Consider the following 17,273-nt stretch of genomic DNA (forward strand, 5'->3'; position numbering starts at 1 on the left):
GAACTTCCGGTGCCTGGCTGTGGCCACATCGCCGCGCGGCATCCGCGCGGACCAAAGGGCCGGAGGGAGCCGGTCCGACGACATCGAGATGTCGTGCACGCGGGAAGGCTTATGCCGCCGCACAAATGATATTACGGAGGATCACGATGAAACTCAAAGCCATTTCCCTCGCCGCATCCGCACTCGCACTGTCCGCCTTCACTGCTGGTGCGCAAACTGCCGCCACACCGGAAGTTCAGGACCAGAGTGCAACCGGAGTGGAAACGCAAGGCAGCACGGGCGTCCACACCGAAGGCACGACCGGCATGGGCGCCACCGGTACGACCGGTATGGGCACCACCACCACCGGTACGACGGGCATGGGCACCTCCGGAATGCAGACGCAGGATGGAACGGGCTTGCAGCATCAGGGAATGATGGGCAACAGCGGTTTCGTGAACCAGACGAACTATGAAAACCTCGTCACGGCCGACGAGATCATCGGCGCCAACATCTATTCGATGAACAGCGAATATGATGAAAACGCGTGGAACGAAGCCCGCACGTATGAAGAGCGCGGGGAGAACTGGGAGAACATCGGTTCCGTCAATGACATCGTGCTGTCCAGCGATGGACGCATGGTCGGGCTCGGGATCGAAACAGGCGGCTGGCTGGATATCGGCGACGATGTCGTGCTTGTCAGCCTGAACGACGTGCGCCTTGTGAACGATAATGGCAGTGTCGCCGTCGTGACCCGGATGAGCCAGGAAGAACTGGAGTCCAAGCCGGAGCTGGAGCAAGGCTGGTTCCAATAAGCACCTTCACTTACGGAAAAGGCCCCCGTTTCGGGGGCCTTTTTGCATCCGGATTTTGGGGGTGTAAGGCTATCTGTCCAGCACGGACCGGATCCTGCTTGCAAGTTCGTCCATGGTGAATGGTTTTGGCAGCAGATCAGTCTGCCCGCTGATCTTCTCGGCCTCTGCGAAGGTGTTGCGTGTGTATCCGGATGTGAACAGCACGCGAAGGCCGGGGCGCAGCGCTGATGCGCGTTCTGCCAGCTGGCGGCCCGTCATCTCGGGCATCACCACATCCGTGAACAACAGGGCGATATCGTCCCGTTGTTCTATAATGTTCAGCGCCTCGGCGCCGCTGCCGACGCCGGTCACGGTGTATCCCAGTTCCCTTAGTGCTTCGACCGAGAAATGGCGTACCTGTTCCTCGTCCTCGACCACAAGGATCAGTTCATCAGCACGCCCATAATACGGCCGGTCATCCGGCATCTGAGAGCTGGCGGATTGCAGTTCCCCCTGATTGCGGGGAAGAAACAGCGTGATTGTGGTGCCGCGGCCAACCTCGGAGTCGATCTGGACCTTGCCGCCCGACTGGTGGATGAATCCGAACACCTGGCTAAGGCCAAGGCCGGTGCCCTTGCCCACGCTTTTCGTGGTGAAGAAAGGTTCGAACGCCCGCGACAGCGTCTCGGAGGACATTCCGCTTCCGGTATCGGTCACGGTGATCCGGATATACGGTCCTGCGTCCAGGCCCGTTTCCACCGACAGGACGGCGTCAATATCTACGTTCCGCGTCGCGATAAGAACCTGCCCACCCGTCGGCATTGCATCCCGCGCGTTTACGGCAAGGTTGACGATGGCGTTTTCAAGTTGGCCAGGGTCGACCTGGGCGTTCCACAGCCCGTCTGCCAGTTCGGTCCGCAGTTCGACTGTCTCACCCAGCGAGCGAACCAGAAGGTCCGTCAGGTTGGAGATCAGGGCGTTGACGTTGATCACCTCGGGTGTCAGGGGTTGCTGGCGGGCGAAGGCCAGAAGGCGCTGCGTCAGCGACGCGGCGCGTTGTGCGCCCTCCATCGCACCTTCGAGGAAATCCTGAACGTCGATGTTGCCGCTGCGCAGCTTGCGTTGAGTCAGGTTCAACCCGCTGATGATGATGGCCAGCATATTGTTGAAGTCATGCGCGATGCCACCGGTCAGCTGGCCCACCGCTTCCATCTTCTGCAGATGGCGCACCTGGTCTTCGGCGGCTTTGCGACGGGCCTGTTGTTCCTGAAGCTTGGACGCGCCCTTCAGCAGCGCAGCATCCTGCAGGTCCACCCATTGCGCAAGGCGCAGCTGTGCCTCTGCCCGTTCCACCGCAAGCCAGGTCTGGGTCGCGATCTCCTTCGCCAGCGCAATCTCTGCATCGGTCCAATGGCGCACCTCGGCGTGATGCATATAGAAGCCCGCCGACCAGCGCTCACCTGTCATCAGGGGTACGCATACCGCGGCCAGCACCCCGTTTGCTGAATAGGGGACAAGGCGGCCATCCGCATCATGGCGGCTGTCAGAAAATGCGAGGATGCGTCCTTCCTGCCGTTCATGGGCGGCATAGGTGCCGAATTGATCGACCGGATGCTCTCCTTCCAGCGCGGAAAGGCTGCCGGTGATCCATGCGTCACTGTGGCGAAGATGGGTCGCGCTGCAAAGGCGATAGAAGCCCGTGCGGTGGACGCCAAGGCGTTCGCCCAGTGCCTGCGAGGCATGGCGGATGATTGCGTCCGGGTCCGACAAGGTCCGCTGGTGGGCCAGCAGGTCAACGACGAACTCCCGCTCCTCCTTGGCTGCACGCAGTTCCAGTTCCATCAGCTTGCGGTTCGTGATGTCGAGGCTGGCCCCGGGAAGGCGGATCGCGCGGCCATCGGCATCCTTCACGAACCGGCCCTGAGCTGAAACCCAGCGAGTCCCGCCGTCAGGTCGTGCAAGGCGGTATTCCGACACGAAAACGCCGGACCCAACGCGCGCGGCCTCGATCTCGGCTCTGACGCGCTGAAGATCCGCCGGGTGGATGCCGGAGAAGAATTCGTCGACCGAGGCGCCAGAGGCTGCCTTTTCCGGATCCACGCCGTAGAGTGTTGCGAACCGTATGTCTGCCGTGACCAGATTCGTCAGCAGGTCCCAGTCCCACGTTCCGATGCTGTTACCGGCCGAAAGCGCCAAGTGGAGGCGTTCATCGGAAAGCGTCCGGTTACGGTGGGCCAGCACCCGGTCCGTTGTTTCGTTGATGACGCCGAAGACACCGGCGATCTGTCCTGCATCATCCAGCGCGGGGGAATAGCTGAAGGTCCAATAGCTTTCCTCGGGTTGGCCATTGCGGGCGATATCCAGAGGCATGTCGACCATCTTGCGGCTTCTGCCTTGCAGGGTGTCTTCGACCAGCGGGCTGATGTCATCCCAGATGATGTCCCAAAGATGCCGGAACGGCTTGCCCAGGGCATCAGGCGCCCGATATCCTAGAAGCGGTTCATAGGCGTCGTTATAGAACGAGACGAGATTGGGCCCCCATGCAAGAAACATCGGCGAAGGGCAGGCCAGCATGATCCCGAGCGTGGTGCGGAGCGACAGGGGCCACGTCTCGATCGGTCCCACATCCGTATTCCGCCAGTCATGAGCGGCAATCTTCGCGCCGACTGCACTTTGCGTCGAATTCAGGAAGGCGAGATCTGCAGGCTGCTGGGAAATCATGTTCGTTTCTTACGTGGCGCCAAGAGGGGTGCATGGGCAGAAGTGAAGCACAATAGCGCGGGATCAAGCATGTGCGATACGTGTCGGTCAATGAAATGGTTGCAAGGCCAGCCTTCCCGCCATGTGCGGCTTCTTTTCAAGCCTGTCCCGGGGCCCGACCTTCCACTTGCGCGGGCGCTTTCCTCGCAGGTCGCAGTTCACTTACCAGCACGCCGATGACGATAACGGCGCCGCCAAGCAGGGCCATCGGGCCAAGCCGTTCGCCTGCAATGCGGCCGATGATGCCGGCCCAGACCGGCTCCCCCGCATAGATGATCGTCGCGCGTGTGGGAGAAACGGTACGTTGCGCCCAGTTCATGACCAGCTGGATCAGCGTGCTGGCTGCGCCCAGCCCAATCACCGCGACAATCCATACCCATGAAAGCGCAGGAAGGGGTGCGCCCACAACCGGCATCGACGCGAATGCAAACAGTGCAACGGCCAGAAGCTGGACAACCGTTACGCGATTTGTATTCACCTGCGGCGCAAAATACCCGATCAGCATGATCTCGGCTGCGATGGACACCGTGGCGGCCAGCGTTGCGATCTCCCCTCTCGACATGGTCAGCCCTTCCGCGCCCCCGCCAGAGATGAGCAGGAGGCCGATAAACGCAAGGCTGATCCCGATCCAGCTGAACAGCCCCGGAGGCTTGCGGAACACTGCCCATTGGAACAAGGGAACAAGCGGCACATAAAGCGCGCTGAGAAAGGCCGACTTGCTGCTTTCGATGGTTTGAAGCCCATAGGCCTGCAAGCCATATCCACCAAAGATCGATGCACCGATGGCAAGGCCCGCGAACATCTCGAACCGGGTAAGGCCGGCCAGCTGACGCCAGCAGAAGGCCGCCGCCAGCACACCCGCGATCAGGAAGCGGAGGCCGACAAGAAACAGGGCCCCCGTCAGCTCCACCGCGATGTGCACCACGAGGAAACTTGCACCCCAGATGATGGTGATCCCGATCAGCGAAAGCTCGGGCAGGGGGATGGAGGAGGGGCGGCGAATGCGGATCATGATGCATCCCCACTAGGGGCAGGAAGATTGCCCTGCAAGGCTGATGATCCGCGGCATGATGGTTTGGGCGGCGAAGTCTTTTCTTGACTAAATCGATAAACCTTCATAGGCCGCATCATCGGGCATCACCTGCGCCATCTTTTCACGGACCTGCATCCATGACCCTTCGGCTTGTTATTTCCGCCTTCGCCTTCCTTGCAGCGCCTTCTGCTGCACTGGCCGATCCCATCACCCTTACCGACATCGCCGGGCGCGAGGTGACTGTCGATGCCCCGGCAAAGCGCATCATCTTGGGTGAAGGCCGGCAGATTTATCTTCTGGGCGTGCTGGAGCGTGAGGCGCCTTTCGCCCATGTGGTGGGTTGGCGCGAAGATCTGCTGCAGGCAGATCCCGACAACTATGCCGCCTATGCCGAGAAGTTCCCCGAGCTGAAGGATCTGCCCACATTTGGCGGCTTCAAGGACGGCACCTTCGATGTGGAACAGGCGGCCGCGCTGAATCCCGATCTTGTCCTGATGAACCTTGAAGCCAAGGCGGCAACCGAGGATGCAGGCTATGATGACAAGCTGGCCGAACTGGGCATTCCTATCGTCTATGTCGATTTCCGCGAAGATCCGATGGCAAACAGCGTCGAATCGATGCGCATCATGGGTCAGCTTACGGGGCAGGAAGATCGCGCCGGAGAATATGTCAGCTTCGTCAACGAGCAGATGGCCCGCGTGACGGACGTGCTGGCGCAGGCGGATTTCACCCGTCCCAACGTTTTCGTGGATCGCGCAGGCGGCTATTCCGACGATTGCTGCATGAGCTTTGGCGACGGAAACTTCGGCCAGTATGTCGAAATTGCCGGCGGCAATAATATCGCCAAGGACATCATTCCCGGCACCTTCGGCACGCTGAACCCCGAACAGATCATCGCATCCAATCCCGATCATGTCATCGTCACGGGCGGAAACTGGGACGCCTATGTGCCGGGCGGCGCGTGGGTCGGCCTTGGGCCGGGCGCGGACATGGATGCGGCACGCACCAAGCTGCAGGCCCTGACCGAGCGGACGGCCATGACGGGGATCAACGCCGTCAAGTCCGGCCAATTCCACGCCATCTGGCACCAGTTCTATGACAACCCCTATTACTTCGTCGCGGTGCAACAGCTTGCGAAGTGGCAGCACCCCGAACTGTTCGCCGATCTGGACCCCGAGGCGACGCTGAAGGAACTGCACGAGCGCTTCCTGCCCGTGCCCTATGAACCGGGTTACTGGGTGTCGCTGAATGACTGATGCAGTTGGGGCCGGAGAGGGGCGCGGATTCTACAGCGCCCTTGTGCTGCGCCGACAGTTGATCCTGATGGGGCTGGCGCTTGCGCTGGCCCTGAGTGTTTGTACGGATCTGGCGCTTGGCCCCGCAAGCTATAACCTTGGTCAGGTGATCGAAGGCCTGCTTTGGCCAGGTCAGGTCGAAGATCAGGTCCGCGTCATCCTTTGGGAAATCCGAATGCCTGTCGCCCTTATGGCGGTGGTGGTGGGGGCAAGCCTGTCGATTGCCGGCGTTCAGATGCAGACCATCCTGAACAACCCGCTTGCCAGTCCCTTCACCCTTGGGATTTCGGCCGGTGCGGGCTTTGGCGCTGCACTGGCGCTAGCCTTCGGCGTGGCGCTGGTTCCTTTTGCCGTTGATTACATCATCCCTGTCAATGCTTTCGTCATGGCCATGCTGACATCCCTTGCGATTTATGGGTTGAGCCTGAGACAGGGCGTAAGCAGCGAAACCATCGTTCTGCTTGGAATTGCGCTGGTGTTCATCTTCAACGCGCTGATGTCGCTGATCCAGTTCTTTGCCAGTCAGCAGGCCGTTGCTGCCGTCGTGTTCTGGACCATGGGCAGCCTGACCAAGGCAACCTGGCCGAAGCTGTGGATCGCGCTTGCCGTGTTGGCCGCTGCGGCCCCGCTGCTGGCCCGCCGGGGATGGCAGCTGACCGCCATGAGGTTGGGCGACGCCAAGGCCGAAAGCATGGGTGTACGCCCGCGCCGCCTGCGGCTTGAGGTGCTGGTGATTGTCAGTCTTCTGGCGGCGATCTCCGTATCCTTTGTCGGGACCATCGGCTTCATCGGCCTTGTCGGTCCGCATATTGCCCGGATGCTGCTGGGGGAAGATCAGCGATTCCTTCTGCCCGGGGCCGCGCTTTCAGGGGCGCTGATCCTGTCTGCCGGCTCCATCCTGTCGAAGATCATCATTCCGGGGACGATCATTCCCATCGGGATCGTAACCTCGTTGGTGGGGATCCCGTTCTTCCTTTACCTGATCCTCAATAGACGGGTTGCCACATGGTAAGTCTGACGCTCAACGCTGTTTCGGCCGCCTATGGGGGGCGCCAGGTTCTGTCGGGGGTGACGACGCCAACCTTGCCGGGCGGGCAACTGGTGGCGCTGCTTGGGCCAAACGGGGCAGGCAAATCCACGCTGTTCCGCCGCATCTTCGGGCTGCTGCGCGGCGGCGGGGAGGTTCGGGTGGAGGGGGCAACCGTTCCGCGGCCCCTTGCCTACATGCCGCAGGATAATGGCGCACGCCCGGTGATGACGGTTTACGAATCCATCCTGCTGGCGCGGATGCAGGGACGCGGCCTGCGTGTGACATCAAAAGATCATGTCGAGGTTGAGCGGATTCTTGATCTGCTGAACATCCGCGCCCTCCGGGGGCGCCATGTTGGCGATCTTTCGGGCGGCCAGCGCCAGATGGTGGGGGCGGCGCAAGCCTTGGTGCAAAACCCCGAGATCCTGCTGATGGATGAGCCGACTTCGGCGCTTGACCTGTCGCGGCAGATCGACCTTCTGGCTCTGCTGCACCGTTTGACGCGCGAACAGGGGCTGCTGATCGTTGTGGCAATGCACGATCTGGGTCATGCGCTGCGCTTTGCGGATGCTGTCATGGTGATTGGCGACGGCAGCCTCGTCGCCTGCGGCGCAACCGGAGATGTCGTGACGACGGACCTTCTGCGCGAGGTGTTCGATGTGGCGGCGCGGATCGAGCCTTGTTCGATGGGATCGCCGCAGCTGATCGTTGATGGAAGGGCAAATTGTCTGCGGGCGAATTGTCAGCAAATCCGCCGCTCGGCTTGAACACGGCTGCCGCGCGGATCACGCGCGGCGGAAGACGATTGTGTTGTTCATCCAGAAGTTCAGCCCGAAGGCCATGCCAATCCCCGCCACTTTCGCCAGAACCTCGGGAAGCCAGGTTGCCGCCAAGGTGGTCACGCCCGTGTTGACGGAAACGCCGACCAGTGCCAGCGCCATGAACATCACAAAGCGCCGCCAGGTCGATCCTGTTCGGAACACAACGGACGATGACAGCGTGAAGTTGTAAACTGCGGCGAAGGCAAAGCTTGCTGCTGCTGCGGCGGCAGTTCCATATCCTGCCTGTATCAGCAGGACGAAGCCGCCAAGATCGACAATGGCAGCCGAACCCCCGACAAACAGGTATCGCGCGAAACGCCCGCTCAGCGCATCTGAGCCGACAAGATGACGCAAGCGCGCCGTCATGCCAGCGCCCCGAACGATGCGAACGACCCAAAAGCATCGGGGCCTGCCGGGCGATCGGCCCTTATCAGGACATCGATACCGGCACGGCGCGCTGCCTCCCCGTCACGTTCGTCTCGATCGCCGATCAGGATCGTTTCTGCCGGCAGGGCATTGGTCACCTTCATCAGGTGATGCAATCCGTCCGGATGTGGTTTTTGCAGCGGTACGCCCGGACCACCCGCGAAGGCGATGGCATCCGCTTCCAGCCCCATTGCTTTCAGCTTTGCTTCAGCCGGATAATCGGACAGGACGCCGATGACCGTGCCCTGCGCCCGCAACCGCGCAAAAAGCTCTGCCACGCCGTCATAACGGCAGCGGCCCAGCAGCGGAAGCGGCCGCTGCTGCATCCAGTCGTTTACCAGCTCGCGGGCACGTGCAGGGTCCATCCGCCCCGCACGTGCCGCGGCGGCCAAAGCCTCGCTTTCGAAATCGGCGCTTTCCGCGTCGGCCGTTGCCTCTCGCGCATGGCGATAGGCCTTGAGCGCCTTCAGCGTGGAAACCCTGCCGGACAGGGCGATGTGGGACAGCAGGCGCATCGCCATCGCGCGGCGAAGCCGCGACTGATCGTAAAGCGTGCCGTCCACATCGAATATCACCAGCCGGCGGTCGCGCAGACGGTCGGCAAGCGAGGCGTCTGCCGGTTTCACTGGATCTCCTCCCGCACGGGAATCTCGATGAAGTGCTGGTCCGTCAGCGTCCCCAGAAGCGGAATATCCACGACCGAAGCGAAGATGAACAGGACGATCATCAGCGCGACAAGAACCATCATCCGGCGTGCCTTGAACAGGTGCTCCGGCTTGCGGGCAACCGAGTTTTCCTTCAGCGCCAGAACGAAATATTCAGCGAACAGGAAGGACAGGACCGGGAAAACCAGAACGTATTCAACCTTGTACTTGATCAGGAATACCGCAAGGAAGAAGCTGGAAAACAGTGCATAAAGCAGCGATGCGACCAGCAGGCGGCGCTCGGTGTAATAGCGGAATGACCGGCGATAGAGGCCCAGAAGCTCTTGCCCCTGATCGGCGACGATATCGCGGAATTCGGCAAGGCGCTTCGCATTCATAAGGAAGGCCCCTCCGAACCAATAGGACAGCAGGACGCTGATCGGCGGCAGCGAGGAGGGATCGACCATCGCCCAACCCAGCATCAGGCGCAGCGGGTTGTTGATGGACTCGGTCAGCACATCGCCAAAGACGACGTCCTTCGTGCGCAGCGGCTTCACGTTATAGGTGACGCCCGAAACGAGGAACAGGACGGCAATGACGAAGAATGTGCTGTTCAGCATCCATGCAAGACCAAGGCCCACGACGACAAGAACCGCATATTCGGCGTAAACAATCGAACCCGACAAAACCTTCTGGACCGCCGCCCGCTGCGACTTCTCCGGATGATACTTGTCAAACTCGCGGTCGAGCCACTCGTTGATGACATAGTTCGCCGATGCGAGAGCGATCGCCGACAGGAAGCCAATAAGAAGCGGCAGGAACGACAGTTCCGCATGTTCAGGCCGCAGCAGCAGCGCAAGAACAATCCCCGGTATGATGAACACGTGCTTCGTGACGTGGTCAAGCCGCGCGATGCGCAGATAATCAGATACTCGCGCGCGGGTATCGGGGAATTTCATATTGTCTACGGATGTCATGAGTACGTGGTCTCCCTCTCTCGGAGATGTAGCCGGCGATTTTGCAAGAAAGCGGCAATGGCGATGACGGCGATGACGGGGATCAGCCACGCCACGCGCGCCTGGAAACGGTCATAAGGTGAAGCGAGCACGCCGCAGATCACAGCATTCAGAAGAACACCCGTTAGGGTGACAGACAGCAGTTGCCGCAGGCCAGCGCTTTCCCTACCCGGGACGGGCCGCGTCGCCGCAAGGATAATCGCGGCCAGGCCAGCCAGAACCAGCGCCGCGTTGATCAGCGAGACGTCGCGATAAAGCCAGGACGCGTTGTAAAGACGGCCTTCACGGATTTTCCGGGCCAGCGAAACTTCGGACTTTTCAGCTGCGGCGCTTTCGCTGATGGAGCTGCGAATGGGGGTGGTGGCAAGGTCGATCATGCCGATCTGCCGCAGGCCGTCCTGCAGGGCCAGTTGCAAAACGCCTGCCGGATCGTGACGCAGCGTGGCGATCGCGAACGAGAGATCCTCCTCAGCAAGTTGTCGTCTGTATTCGCTGGGCCTCGAGAAGCCGAAGATGAAGGTCCGCCACTCCACCGGAAGATCATCGGCCTTTTCGCAGACGGCATATCCCGCTGCCGGACAGGCTTCACGTATGAAGGCCATGCCGGGGCCGCCATCCACAAGGTGCGCAGTCAGGAACGGGATGCCAAGCGTCGGATTGCCTGCAGCACGTTCCATCGCCATTCGCGCGCCGGTCCCTAGGGAAACCGTTGCCACGATAAGAACTGCAAGTTTTCCTATGGTGGCCCAGGGGATCACGCCAAGCCCGACAATGCGCCCCGCGATGCAAAGTGCGGTCAGCGCAGCAACAACGGCCAGATGCGATGAATGCGCGAGCGTCGCGAATAGGATGAAACCCCATAGGAAGAGGGCGTCAAGCCGCCGGAGCCTGCCATTCCCGGCGATGAGCACCGCCACAGCAAGGATGGCGATCGCGGACCAGACATCCGGCATCGCCGTCGACGCGAAGATGCCAAAGGTGGAAAAAAGGCCCAAACCCGCCATGGCTGCAAGGTAACCTGCACCGATCGTGCCCATGACCAGACGCCACGCGAAAGCGACAGTCAGCGCACTGCAATAGGCCTGCAGGATGACCCCGTTCCAGGGTGAGGGAAAGATGCCCGGTATGGCCAATAGAAGCCCGTAATAGACAGACCTTCCCGCTTCCGGCGTCCAACCTTCCTTTTGTACAGATCCCGCAAGTGTGCCGGAAACGCGCCCACTGCTGGCAAGATCCGCGGTCTGGATGTCCAATGCCGACTGCCCTGCAGGCCAAAGCTCGGCGATTGCGCGGCCGATCATCCGCCAGCCAGACTCACCATAATGGGCATAAACAAAGGCGTCGGGATAAAAGAATGGAACGCCATTGATCAGTGCATAGGCCAACAGCAGAAGTGCCGCAGGACATGCCATCAGATAGGAAGAAATACCCTGCGGACTCTTTACAGACAACATGTGGCCAATCGACTGACTAAAAAGCGAAACAACTGAGGGCAGGCAAACCGCTCCGTAGCTTCAGCTAGTTTCACATAATCTTGAGCTTCTGCAAGAGATTTGATGCAAAGCGGTCGCCGATGCACCAGCGCCTATCGAAGACCGCAGGGAAATATTTCACAATTTAAAGGCTATGGCTGTGAAAGCCGCGTAGATAAACTTTCGCTGTTCTCGCCAACGCGGGACAAGCGGATCCTGCAGACCTATGCAGATCAGGCGCCACGATCCGCGAACCACGCTACGAGAACGAAGGCAGTCCAAGGTTCATGCCGACAACGCCGGCAAGCAAGCTGTCTCCCAGAACATCCGGAAGCAGGCGGTCCAGAATCCGCCGGTCAATGCGGGAGGGTCTTCTATCAGCGAAGAGGGTGTTCTGCATGGCCGCGATCTGCCCCATCGCCACCTGGTCACTTTGAAGACCAGCAAACTCATACAGTTTCCGTGCGACGGCTACCGCGTCGTTGTCCACCTCGGCATAGGTGACGGTCATGAAGCGGTCAGACCCTTTCAGCCGCTCGTACGTGACTTCGTTCGTGTAGCGCCACCGCCACAGTTCGATTTCGATCAGGTCGGCATCGGTCAGGCGCGACAGGCGGTCGATGCGACCGCTCTGCCCGAAGTGTTCAAGGATCCTGCAGGCAGAGGGGAAGCGGTTCCGGAAATGCGCCTTGTCGGCATTTGGGACGAACCTGTTATACCACGAGTTGATGTACCCGACAGGTTCTCTGATATTAAGAACTATCCGAGCGGCAGGCGACATATCGTGATAGGCCAATCCCCAGGCTGGCGAGGAATTCAGCTTCAGCACCGGAACAGCCAGATCCAGCTTGCGGCGGTTCAGCATCGCGTCGGGGATTTCCCATTCCAGCGGATCATTCATCATGCCCGTTGCCGATAATGCCTGCCGAACCCGACGTTTTGACATCATCCACAATCCGGCCGAAGTCGCACCGCGAAAGAAATCCTTGCGCGTCATGTCGAACCTGTCCCGGAGGCTTCTTCGGGACATGCAACCCTGCAAGGCTCGCATAAGGTTGGTTCGGTCCGGTGAGGAAAGATCCTCCTCGAACAACGTTCCTCCGATTTTGGAAAAGCAGGTGCCGCTGATCTCGTTCACTTCACTGCGGCACACAGTTTCGGCGCTGCGGTCGAACATATCCAGAAGCCTGTTCGAACCCGATCTTCCTTTCCCGGTGATGATGACGAAGTTGTTCACACTCAATCCTGCGGTCGAAGATATTGTTATTCCGGCGCAGCCTTTTGCCAGCCCCAGTTCAATCGGTGGCGTCATTCCCATCCGCACCTACAGTCGAGGTTCGAACGACCGGCTGATAGCGCCTCTTCCAGTTACCGGACGGGTGACTTCGTTATCTGACCCTACGCCTGCCTTGGATCAGCCCCGTTGTTGAACCCGCGCGCGGGAGTCCACCGGCTCTGACCATTCATTTCAGATAGTTCCGGTCGTTTCTGGCAATACGGGCGGCGGCGGCATGTTCCAGTCGACGCAAGCGAAGCCTGCGCCCCAGACCGCGCAGGATAGGCGCCACCGGCCCGTGGCGACGAATAAGATGGCGCCAGACATAGGCGCGGTTCTGAAGCCAGAGGCGCCTTTTGTCTGCCGCGCTCAGATGCAATGGCGGCATGCCGCTGCGTTCATAGCCGCAACCCTCCCAGAATGATCCGGCGCGCGCTTCCACCAGCTGGACATCACGATCCGACATTTTCTTCCTCCACTGGAATACAAGGCCGGGATCGGGTGGCGCATAACTGGTTCTGGAGGGGTAGGAGAGCATGTCGTCGGTATAGGTTATACCAAGGAACTTGCAGATCTTGAGCAGTTCGCCTTTCGGGTCCGTGACAAGATCTTCATACCGTAGAACATGTTGCGGAACGTGCGGGTGATTGGAAGCGAATTCGCGCCATGATCTTTCCGTTTCCAGCCACGGGTCCAGCCCGTGAAACAGATTGCCCGCCCAGCCCATGCCGATCGAGGATCGCGCCACGTCACGCGGGTCGCGCAGCAGGCGTATCACCCTCAAAGAGGGCATAAGGTCAGCGCAAGCGGACAAGTGTCGGTGCAACATCAGCACCGGACGTCCTTGGCCATATCGTCCGATCTGCTGGACCATATCGCGCAAGGTCGCATCGCCCGCCAAGTGCTTCTTCATCTGGACCGGATTGTCCTGGTAAATCCGATCTGCTGCAAGCGCGGGAACATCATATCTCCAGGATCCTGCCCGCGCCTGAAGATGATCAAAAAGAAAATCGCTTTCGCCCGGCGCAATCAGCTCCGGATGACCATCCAGCATAAGACGGATCATAGTCGTGCCGCTTCTGAGCGGGCCATAAACAACCAAAGGCGCAACGCTTCTTCTGGTCGGTGCCAACTCCATATAGATCACTCCAAATATTCAGGTCTTGGGCCGCATTTCGTCCTTTGGCGGCCTCGGCGGAAAAAGATGCCGACGGATGGCGAAGGGGGATTGGATGACATGTTTATGGGAAAAGAAACCTGACGTTACGTTGCGACCCGGTTGGACTTAGCGGCCAGAAGCGAAAGGTGAAGGATAAATATCAGGAATGACATCTTCCCCGCGATGCCTTCGAACCGCGAAGGCCGCTTCACGGCAGGTGCGCCGGCGCGGGGGAAGCGTTTGCGAAGCCGGCGCGTCCGGCGTAACGTCGGTGATGGTGAGTGGGCTGATAGCCGCCATCATCGGGCCGCAGCTTGCGATCCTGACGCGCGAAAGCGTTCCGGACGTCGCTCTATGCCGGCAGCTTTCTAAGCCAGACGGTTCTGGCGCTGATTGCCCTGCCGGTGCTGGCGCTGCTGAATGCCCCTTCTTATCATTCGCAAGTTCAGTTCATGATGTCGGTGATCCTTGACGCCTCATTTCACCCAACCAGCCGAAACCGCCCGAAGCGAAGATCACGAGATCATCTTCGATCACTATGATCCTGAGGATGAGCGGCGCCGGGAATCGCTTTTGTCGCTGGGAAACGGGGTTTTGCATTGCCGCGCCTCGGCCCCGGAAGAAGGCGCGAACCATGCCCATTATCCCGGACTTTATCGTGCTGGCTGCTATTCGCGGCTAACGGGGCAGGTGGAAGGCACGGTCGTTTCCACGGACTCGCTTGCCAATCTGCCAAGCTGGCTTCATCTGGCCTTCCGGCTGGAGGGGGAGGACAACTGGCTGTCCTTCGATCTTGTGGAGCTACTTCGCTACCGCCAGAAACTTGACATGAAGGCGGCGCTGCTGACGCGGGAGGTGACGTTTCGTGACAGTCGGGGCCGCCGTACCGAATTAACTGAGGAGCGCTTCATCTCCATGGCGGCGGTTCATACGGGTGCGCTGCGGGTCAGCCTGCGCCCCCTGAACTGGTCCGGCCGGATCGAGATCCGCTCTGGCATCGCGTGCGATGTGGGAAACCATCTCGCAGTGGCAGAAGGCGGATACGATCCCCATGCCCTGAAGGCGGGCGCGTTAAGCCATGGTGAGGAAGATTGCCTTGTCGCATCCGTGCGCACGCTTGGCACGGATGTCGATGTGGCGGTTGCGGCGCGCCACCGGGTTTCCATCGGTCCGCGGCAGGTTGCACCCATGCCGAAGGTCGATCATGGCGCAACGCAGATTGCGCAATTCTGGAAGGCAGACCTGCAGCAGGGGGACGTCTTGCAGGTCGAAAAGGTCGGGGTGACATTCACCTCCCGCGATCACGCCATCGGGTCGGTTCCCCGTGCGGCAGTTTCCGCAGCCCGCAGTGCACCCGACTATGACGTTCTGCGCGGCGCGCACATGCGGGCCTGGACACAGCTTTGGGGCCGCTGCGCGATCGAGATAGAGAACGAGAACCTGTCCCGCGCGATCGCGCTTCACGGGTTCCACCTTCTGCAGACCGCGTCCCCCCATGCGTCGAACTCGGATGCGGGGCTGCCGTCGCGCGGCTGGCAAGAGGCATATCATGGCCACATCTTCTGGGATGAAACGTTGTCGCTGGCTTTCCTCAGCCTGCACCTCCCCGATGTTGTCCGTTCGATCCTGATCTACCGCTACCGGCGGCTGGACGCAGCCCGTGCGCTGGCTGCAAAGCGGGGGCTTGCCGGTGCGCTTTATCCATGGCGCAGCGGCACCATCGGGTTCGAGGAAACGCCCGAATTTCAGGTGAACCCTAGATCGGGCCGCTGGCACCGGGACGATACGCGCTTCCAGCTCCACATCGGTTCGGCCATTGCCCATAATATCTGGCGCTATTTCCTGTCCACGCGCGACATCAACTTCATGGCCGGTTACGGCACCGAGATGATGGTGGAGATCGCGCGTATGTGGGCCTCGCTGGCAAAGCCCCATCCGGACCATCCCCACCGCTTCACCATCCGCGGTGTGGTTGGCCCGGACGAATTCCATACCCGCTATCCGGATGCGGATGCGCCGGGCCTGAACGACGATACCTATACCAACATCATGGCGGCCTGGAGCCTGACGCTTGCGGCGAAGGCGCTGGACTGCCTGCCCGCCGATCACCGCGACGGTCTGGCCGCGCGGCTGAAGCTGGAGCGGAACGAGACCGCGCATTGGCAAACCGTCATCACCGGACTGCATCTGGTCCGGGATGAACAGGGGCTGTTCCTGCCCTTCGACAACTATGAAAAGCTGGCGCCTTTCGATCTGCAAAGGCACGAGCGGCAGCATCCGGGCGAACGACTTGACTGGTTTGTCGAGGCGCAGGGGCGGGACATCAACGGCTTGCAGGTCCAGAAGCAGGCAACCTTCGCCATGCTGGCCCACCTTCTGTCGCTGGATGAGCTGACAGAACTGCTGGAGCGGATGGGGCATCCGGCCACGGTCGACCAGATCCGGCAGACGATCACCACCGACCTTGCCCGCACGTCGCATGATTCCAGCCTGTCCAACCTTATCTATGCCGGGGCGCTGGCCCGCGTCGCACCCGAAACGTCGTGGAAGATGTTTCGCGATTCGCTTCATCCCGATGAAAAGGCGGGGCATTCCGGCACGGAGAAGGGCGTCCACCTTGGTGCGATGTCTGCCACGCTTGATATCGTGCAGCGCATCCAGCTTGGCATCCGTCCGGGGGAGGAGGCATTGATCGTCGATCCCGCCCCACACCCCCATCACGGCCGTATCCGGTCGCATGTGCTGTTCCGCTCCAACTCCATCGTGGTGGAGATGAAGGACGGGCGCATCCACATTCTGGCCTATGAAGGAAATCACAGCGCGGTGCCGCTTCTAGTTCTGGGCGTTCCGCATCGCCTGCCGCCGGGCAAGACCTATATCGCGCATCTGGATGCCCCAAGGAAGGAAGATGCCGATGCCACGGATCAAGGCGCTGCTTTTCGATCTTGACGGAACGCTGACGCATACCGACCCTATCCACCTGCGGGCCTTCCAGCAGCTCATGGCCGATGAAGGGCGATCCATGGACGAGGTGGCGTATCGCGAATACATCTCGGGCCGGTCCAACGCCGAAATCGGGCTTCGGCTGTTCCCCGAGCGTGAGGCCCATACCCATCCGCCCCTTCTGGCCCGCAAGGAGGCGCTGTTCCGCGAACTGGCCAAGGATCTGATCCCGCTTGCGGGCGCGCTGGAGCTTATGGACATGGCCCGCCAGAAAGGCATGGGGCTGGCACTTGTCACCAATGCGCCACGGGACAATGTCGATCACATGCTGTCAGCGATTGGCGCGGCGGGGCGCTTCGATACCATCGTCTATGGCGACGAGATGGAGCGGGCAAAGCCCGATCCGCTGCCCTATCTGACAGCGTTGCGAAGGTTGCAAATCCACGCGGCCGAAGCCCTCGCCTTCGAGGATTCCCCGCCCGGCATCCAGGCGGCCAAAGCCGCTGGAACCACCACCATCGGCATCGCGACGACCCGGAGCGAGGACGAACTTACGGCCTTGGGCGCAGATCTGGTCGTGGCCGATTTCACGGACGCGCGGGTTCTGGCGCTGCTTGCTTGACCG

Annotated in this window: 15 protein-coding genes; 7 read left to right on the forward strand and 8 right to left on the reverse strand. The window is 60.7% G+C overall.

The window, feature by feature from the left end:
* Positions 1 to 146: 146 nt before the first annotated feature.
* Positions 147 to 794, forward strand: coding sequence for a PRC-barrel domain-containing protein (locus JX25_RS13155; protein WP_164876160.1), 648 nt, complete (start codon positions 147 to 149; stop codon positions 792 to 794).
* A gap of 69 nt (positions 795 to 863) precedes the next feature.
* Here JX25_RS13155 and JX25_RS13160 read toward each other — a convergent pair whose 3' ends face one another.
* The gene (locus tag JX25_RS13160) at positions 864 to 3,494 is read right to left on the reverse strand and encodes an ATP-binding protein (RefSeq protein ID WP_128255557.1); all 2,631 of its coding nucleotides are present in this window, start codon (positions 3,492 to 3,494) and stop codon (positions 864 to 866) included.
* Between the two features lie 136 nt (positions 3,495 to 3,630).
* Positions 3,631 to 4,545 carry a DMT family transporter gene (locus tag JX25_RS13165; RefSeq protein ID WP_128255558.1) on the reverse strand — a complete coding sequence of 305 codons (915 nt, stop codon included), beginning with the start codon at positions 4,543 to 4,545 and terminating at the stop codon, positions 3,631 to 3,633.
* Positions 4,546 to 4,703: 158 nt separating this feature from the next.
* Here JX25_RS13165 and JX25_RS13170 point away from each other — a divergent pair, with 158 nt between their 5' ends.
* Genes JX25_RS13170 through JX25_RS13180 form a run of 3 tightly spaced genes read left to right on the forward strand, consistent with a single transcriptional unit; the run spans position 4,704 to position 7,658 of the window.
* Positions 4,704 to 5,822 (forward strand): ABC transporter substrate-binding protein, encoded by a 1,119-nt coding sequence (locus JX25_RS13170; RefSeq protein WP_128255559.1) that lies wholly within the window; start codon positions 4,704 to 4,706, stop codon positions 5,820 to 5,822.
* Positions 5,815 to 6,873 carry a FecCD family ABC transporter permease gene (locus JX25_RS13175; RefSeq protein WP_128255560.1) on the forward strand — a complete coding sequence of 353 codons (1,059 nt, stop codon included), beginning with the start codon at positions 5,815 to 5,817 and terminating at the stop codon, positions 6,871 to 6,873. The genes JX25_RS13170 and JX25_RS13175 overlap by 8 nt, the downstream gene beginning before the upstream one ends.
* On the forward strand, positions 6,867 to 7,658 hold the full coding sequence (locus tag JX25_RS13180) for an ABC transporter ATP-binding protein (RefSeq protein ID WP_128255561.1): 792 nt from the start codon (positions 6,867 to 6,869) through the stop codon (positions 7,656 to 7,658). Before JX25_RS13175 ends, JX25_RS13180 begins: the two co-directional genes overlap by 7 nt.
* Positions 7,659 to 7,676: 18 nt before the next feature.
* On the opposite strand, the gene JX25_RS13185 is transcribed toward JX25_RS13180, so the two are convergent.
* The 5 genes from JX25_RS13185 to JX25_RS13205 all read right to left on the reverse strand — a co-directional run bounded on the left by JX25_RS13185 (position 7,677) and on the right by JX25_RS13205 (position 12,174).
* Positions 7,677 to 8,078 (reverse strand): GtrA family protein, encoded by a 402-nt coding sequence (locus tag JX25_RS13185; protein ID WP_128255562.1) that lies wholly within the window; start codon positions 8,076 to 8,078, stop codon positions 7,677 to 7,679.
* Complete coding sequence (locus JX25_RS13190; RefSeq protein WP_128255563.1) at positions 8,075 to 8,764, reverse strand: HAD family hydrolase; 690 nt, start codon at positions 8,762 to 8,764, stop codon at positions 8,075 to 8,077. The genes JX25_RS13185 and JX25_RS13190 overlap by 4 nt, the downstream gene beginning before the upstream one ends.
* Positions 8,761 to 9,759: a UbiA family prenyltransferase gene (locus JX25_RS13195; protein WP_128255564.1), complete on the reverse strand. Its 999-nt coding sequence runs from the start codon at positions 9,757 to 9,759 to the stop codon at positions 8,761 to 8,763. The genes JX25_RS13190 and JX25_RS13195 overlap by 4 nt, the downstream gene beginning before the upstream one ends.
* A complete protein-coding gene (locus JX25_RS13200; protein ID WP_206611596.1) occupies positions 9,756 to 11,210 on the reverse strand; it encodes a hypothetical protein in 1,455 nt (484 codons plus the stop codon). Before JX25_RS13200 ends, JX25_RS13195 begins: the two co-directional genes overlap by 4 nt.
* 319 nt (positions 11,211 to 11,529) lie before the next feature.
* A complete protein-coding gene (locus JX25_RS13205; protein ID WP_338323041.1) occupies positions 11,530 to 12,174 on the reverse strand; it encodes a hypothetical protein in 645 nt (214 codons plus the stop codon).
* On the opposite strand from JX25_RS13205, the gene JX25_RS15290 reads away from it, so the two are divergent.
* Positions 12,173 to 12,700: a hypothetical protein gene (locus tag JX25_RS15290; protein ID WP_338323042.1), complete on the forward strand. Its 528-nt coding sequence runs from the start codon at positions 12,173 to 12,175 to the stop codon at positions 12,698 to 12,700. The two genes, JX25_RS13205 and JX25_RS15290, sit on opposite strands and share 2 nt — an antisense overlap.
* A gap of 33 nt (positions 12,701 to 12,733) precedes the next feature.
* Here JX25_RS15290 and JX25_RS13210 read toward each other — a convergent pair whose 3' ends face one another.
* Positions 12,734 to 13,684, reverse strand: a complete 951-nt coding sequence (locus JX25_RS13210; protein ID WP_128255567.1) for a sulfotransferase — start codon at positions 13,682 to 13,684, stop codon at positions 12,734 to 12,736.
* Between the two features lie 489 nt (positions 13,685 to 14,173).
* Here JX25_RS13210 and JX25_RS13215 point away from each other — a divergent pair, with 489 nt between their 5' ends.
* Positions 14,174 to 16,654, forward strand: a complete 2,481-nt coding sequence (locus JX25_RS13215) for a glycoside hydrolase family 65 protein (RefSeq protein ID WP_128255568.1) — start codon at positions 14,174 to 14,176, stop codon at positions 16,652 to 16,654.
* Positions 16,620 to 17,270: an HAD family hydrolase gene (locus JX25_RS13220; RefSeq protein ID WP_128255569.1), complete on the forward strand. Its 651-nt coding sequence runs from the start codon at positions 16,620 to 16,622 to the stop codon at positions 17,268 to 17,270. The genes JX25_RS13215 and JX25_RS13220 overlap by 35 nt, the downstream gene beginning before the upstream one ends.
* The last annotated feature ends 3 nt before the right edge of the window (positions 17,271 to 17,273 follow it).

Origin of the sequence: Falsirhodobacter deserti, assembly GCF_004015795.1 — a bacterium.
GTDB lineage: Bacteria > Pseudomonadota > Alphaproteobacteria > Rhodobacterales > Rhodobacteraceae > Falsirhodobacter > Falsirhodobacter deserti.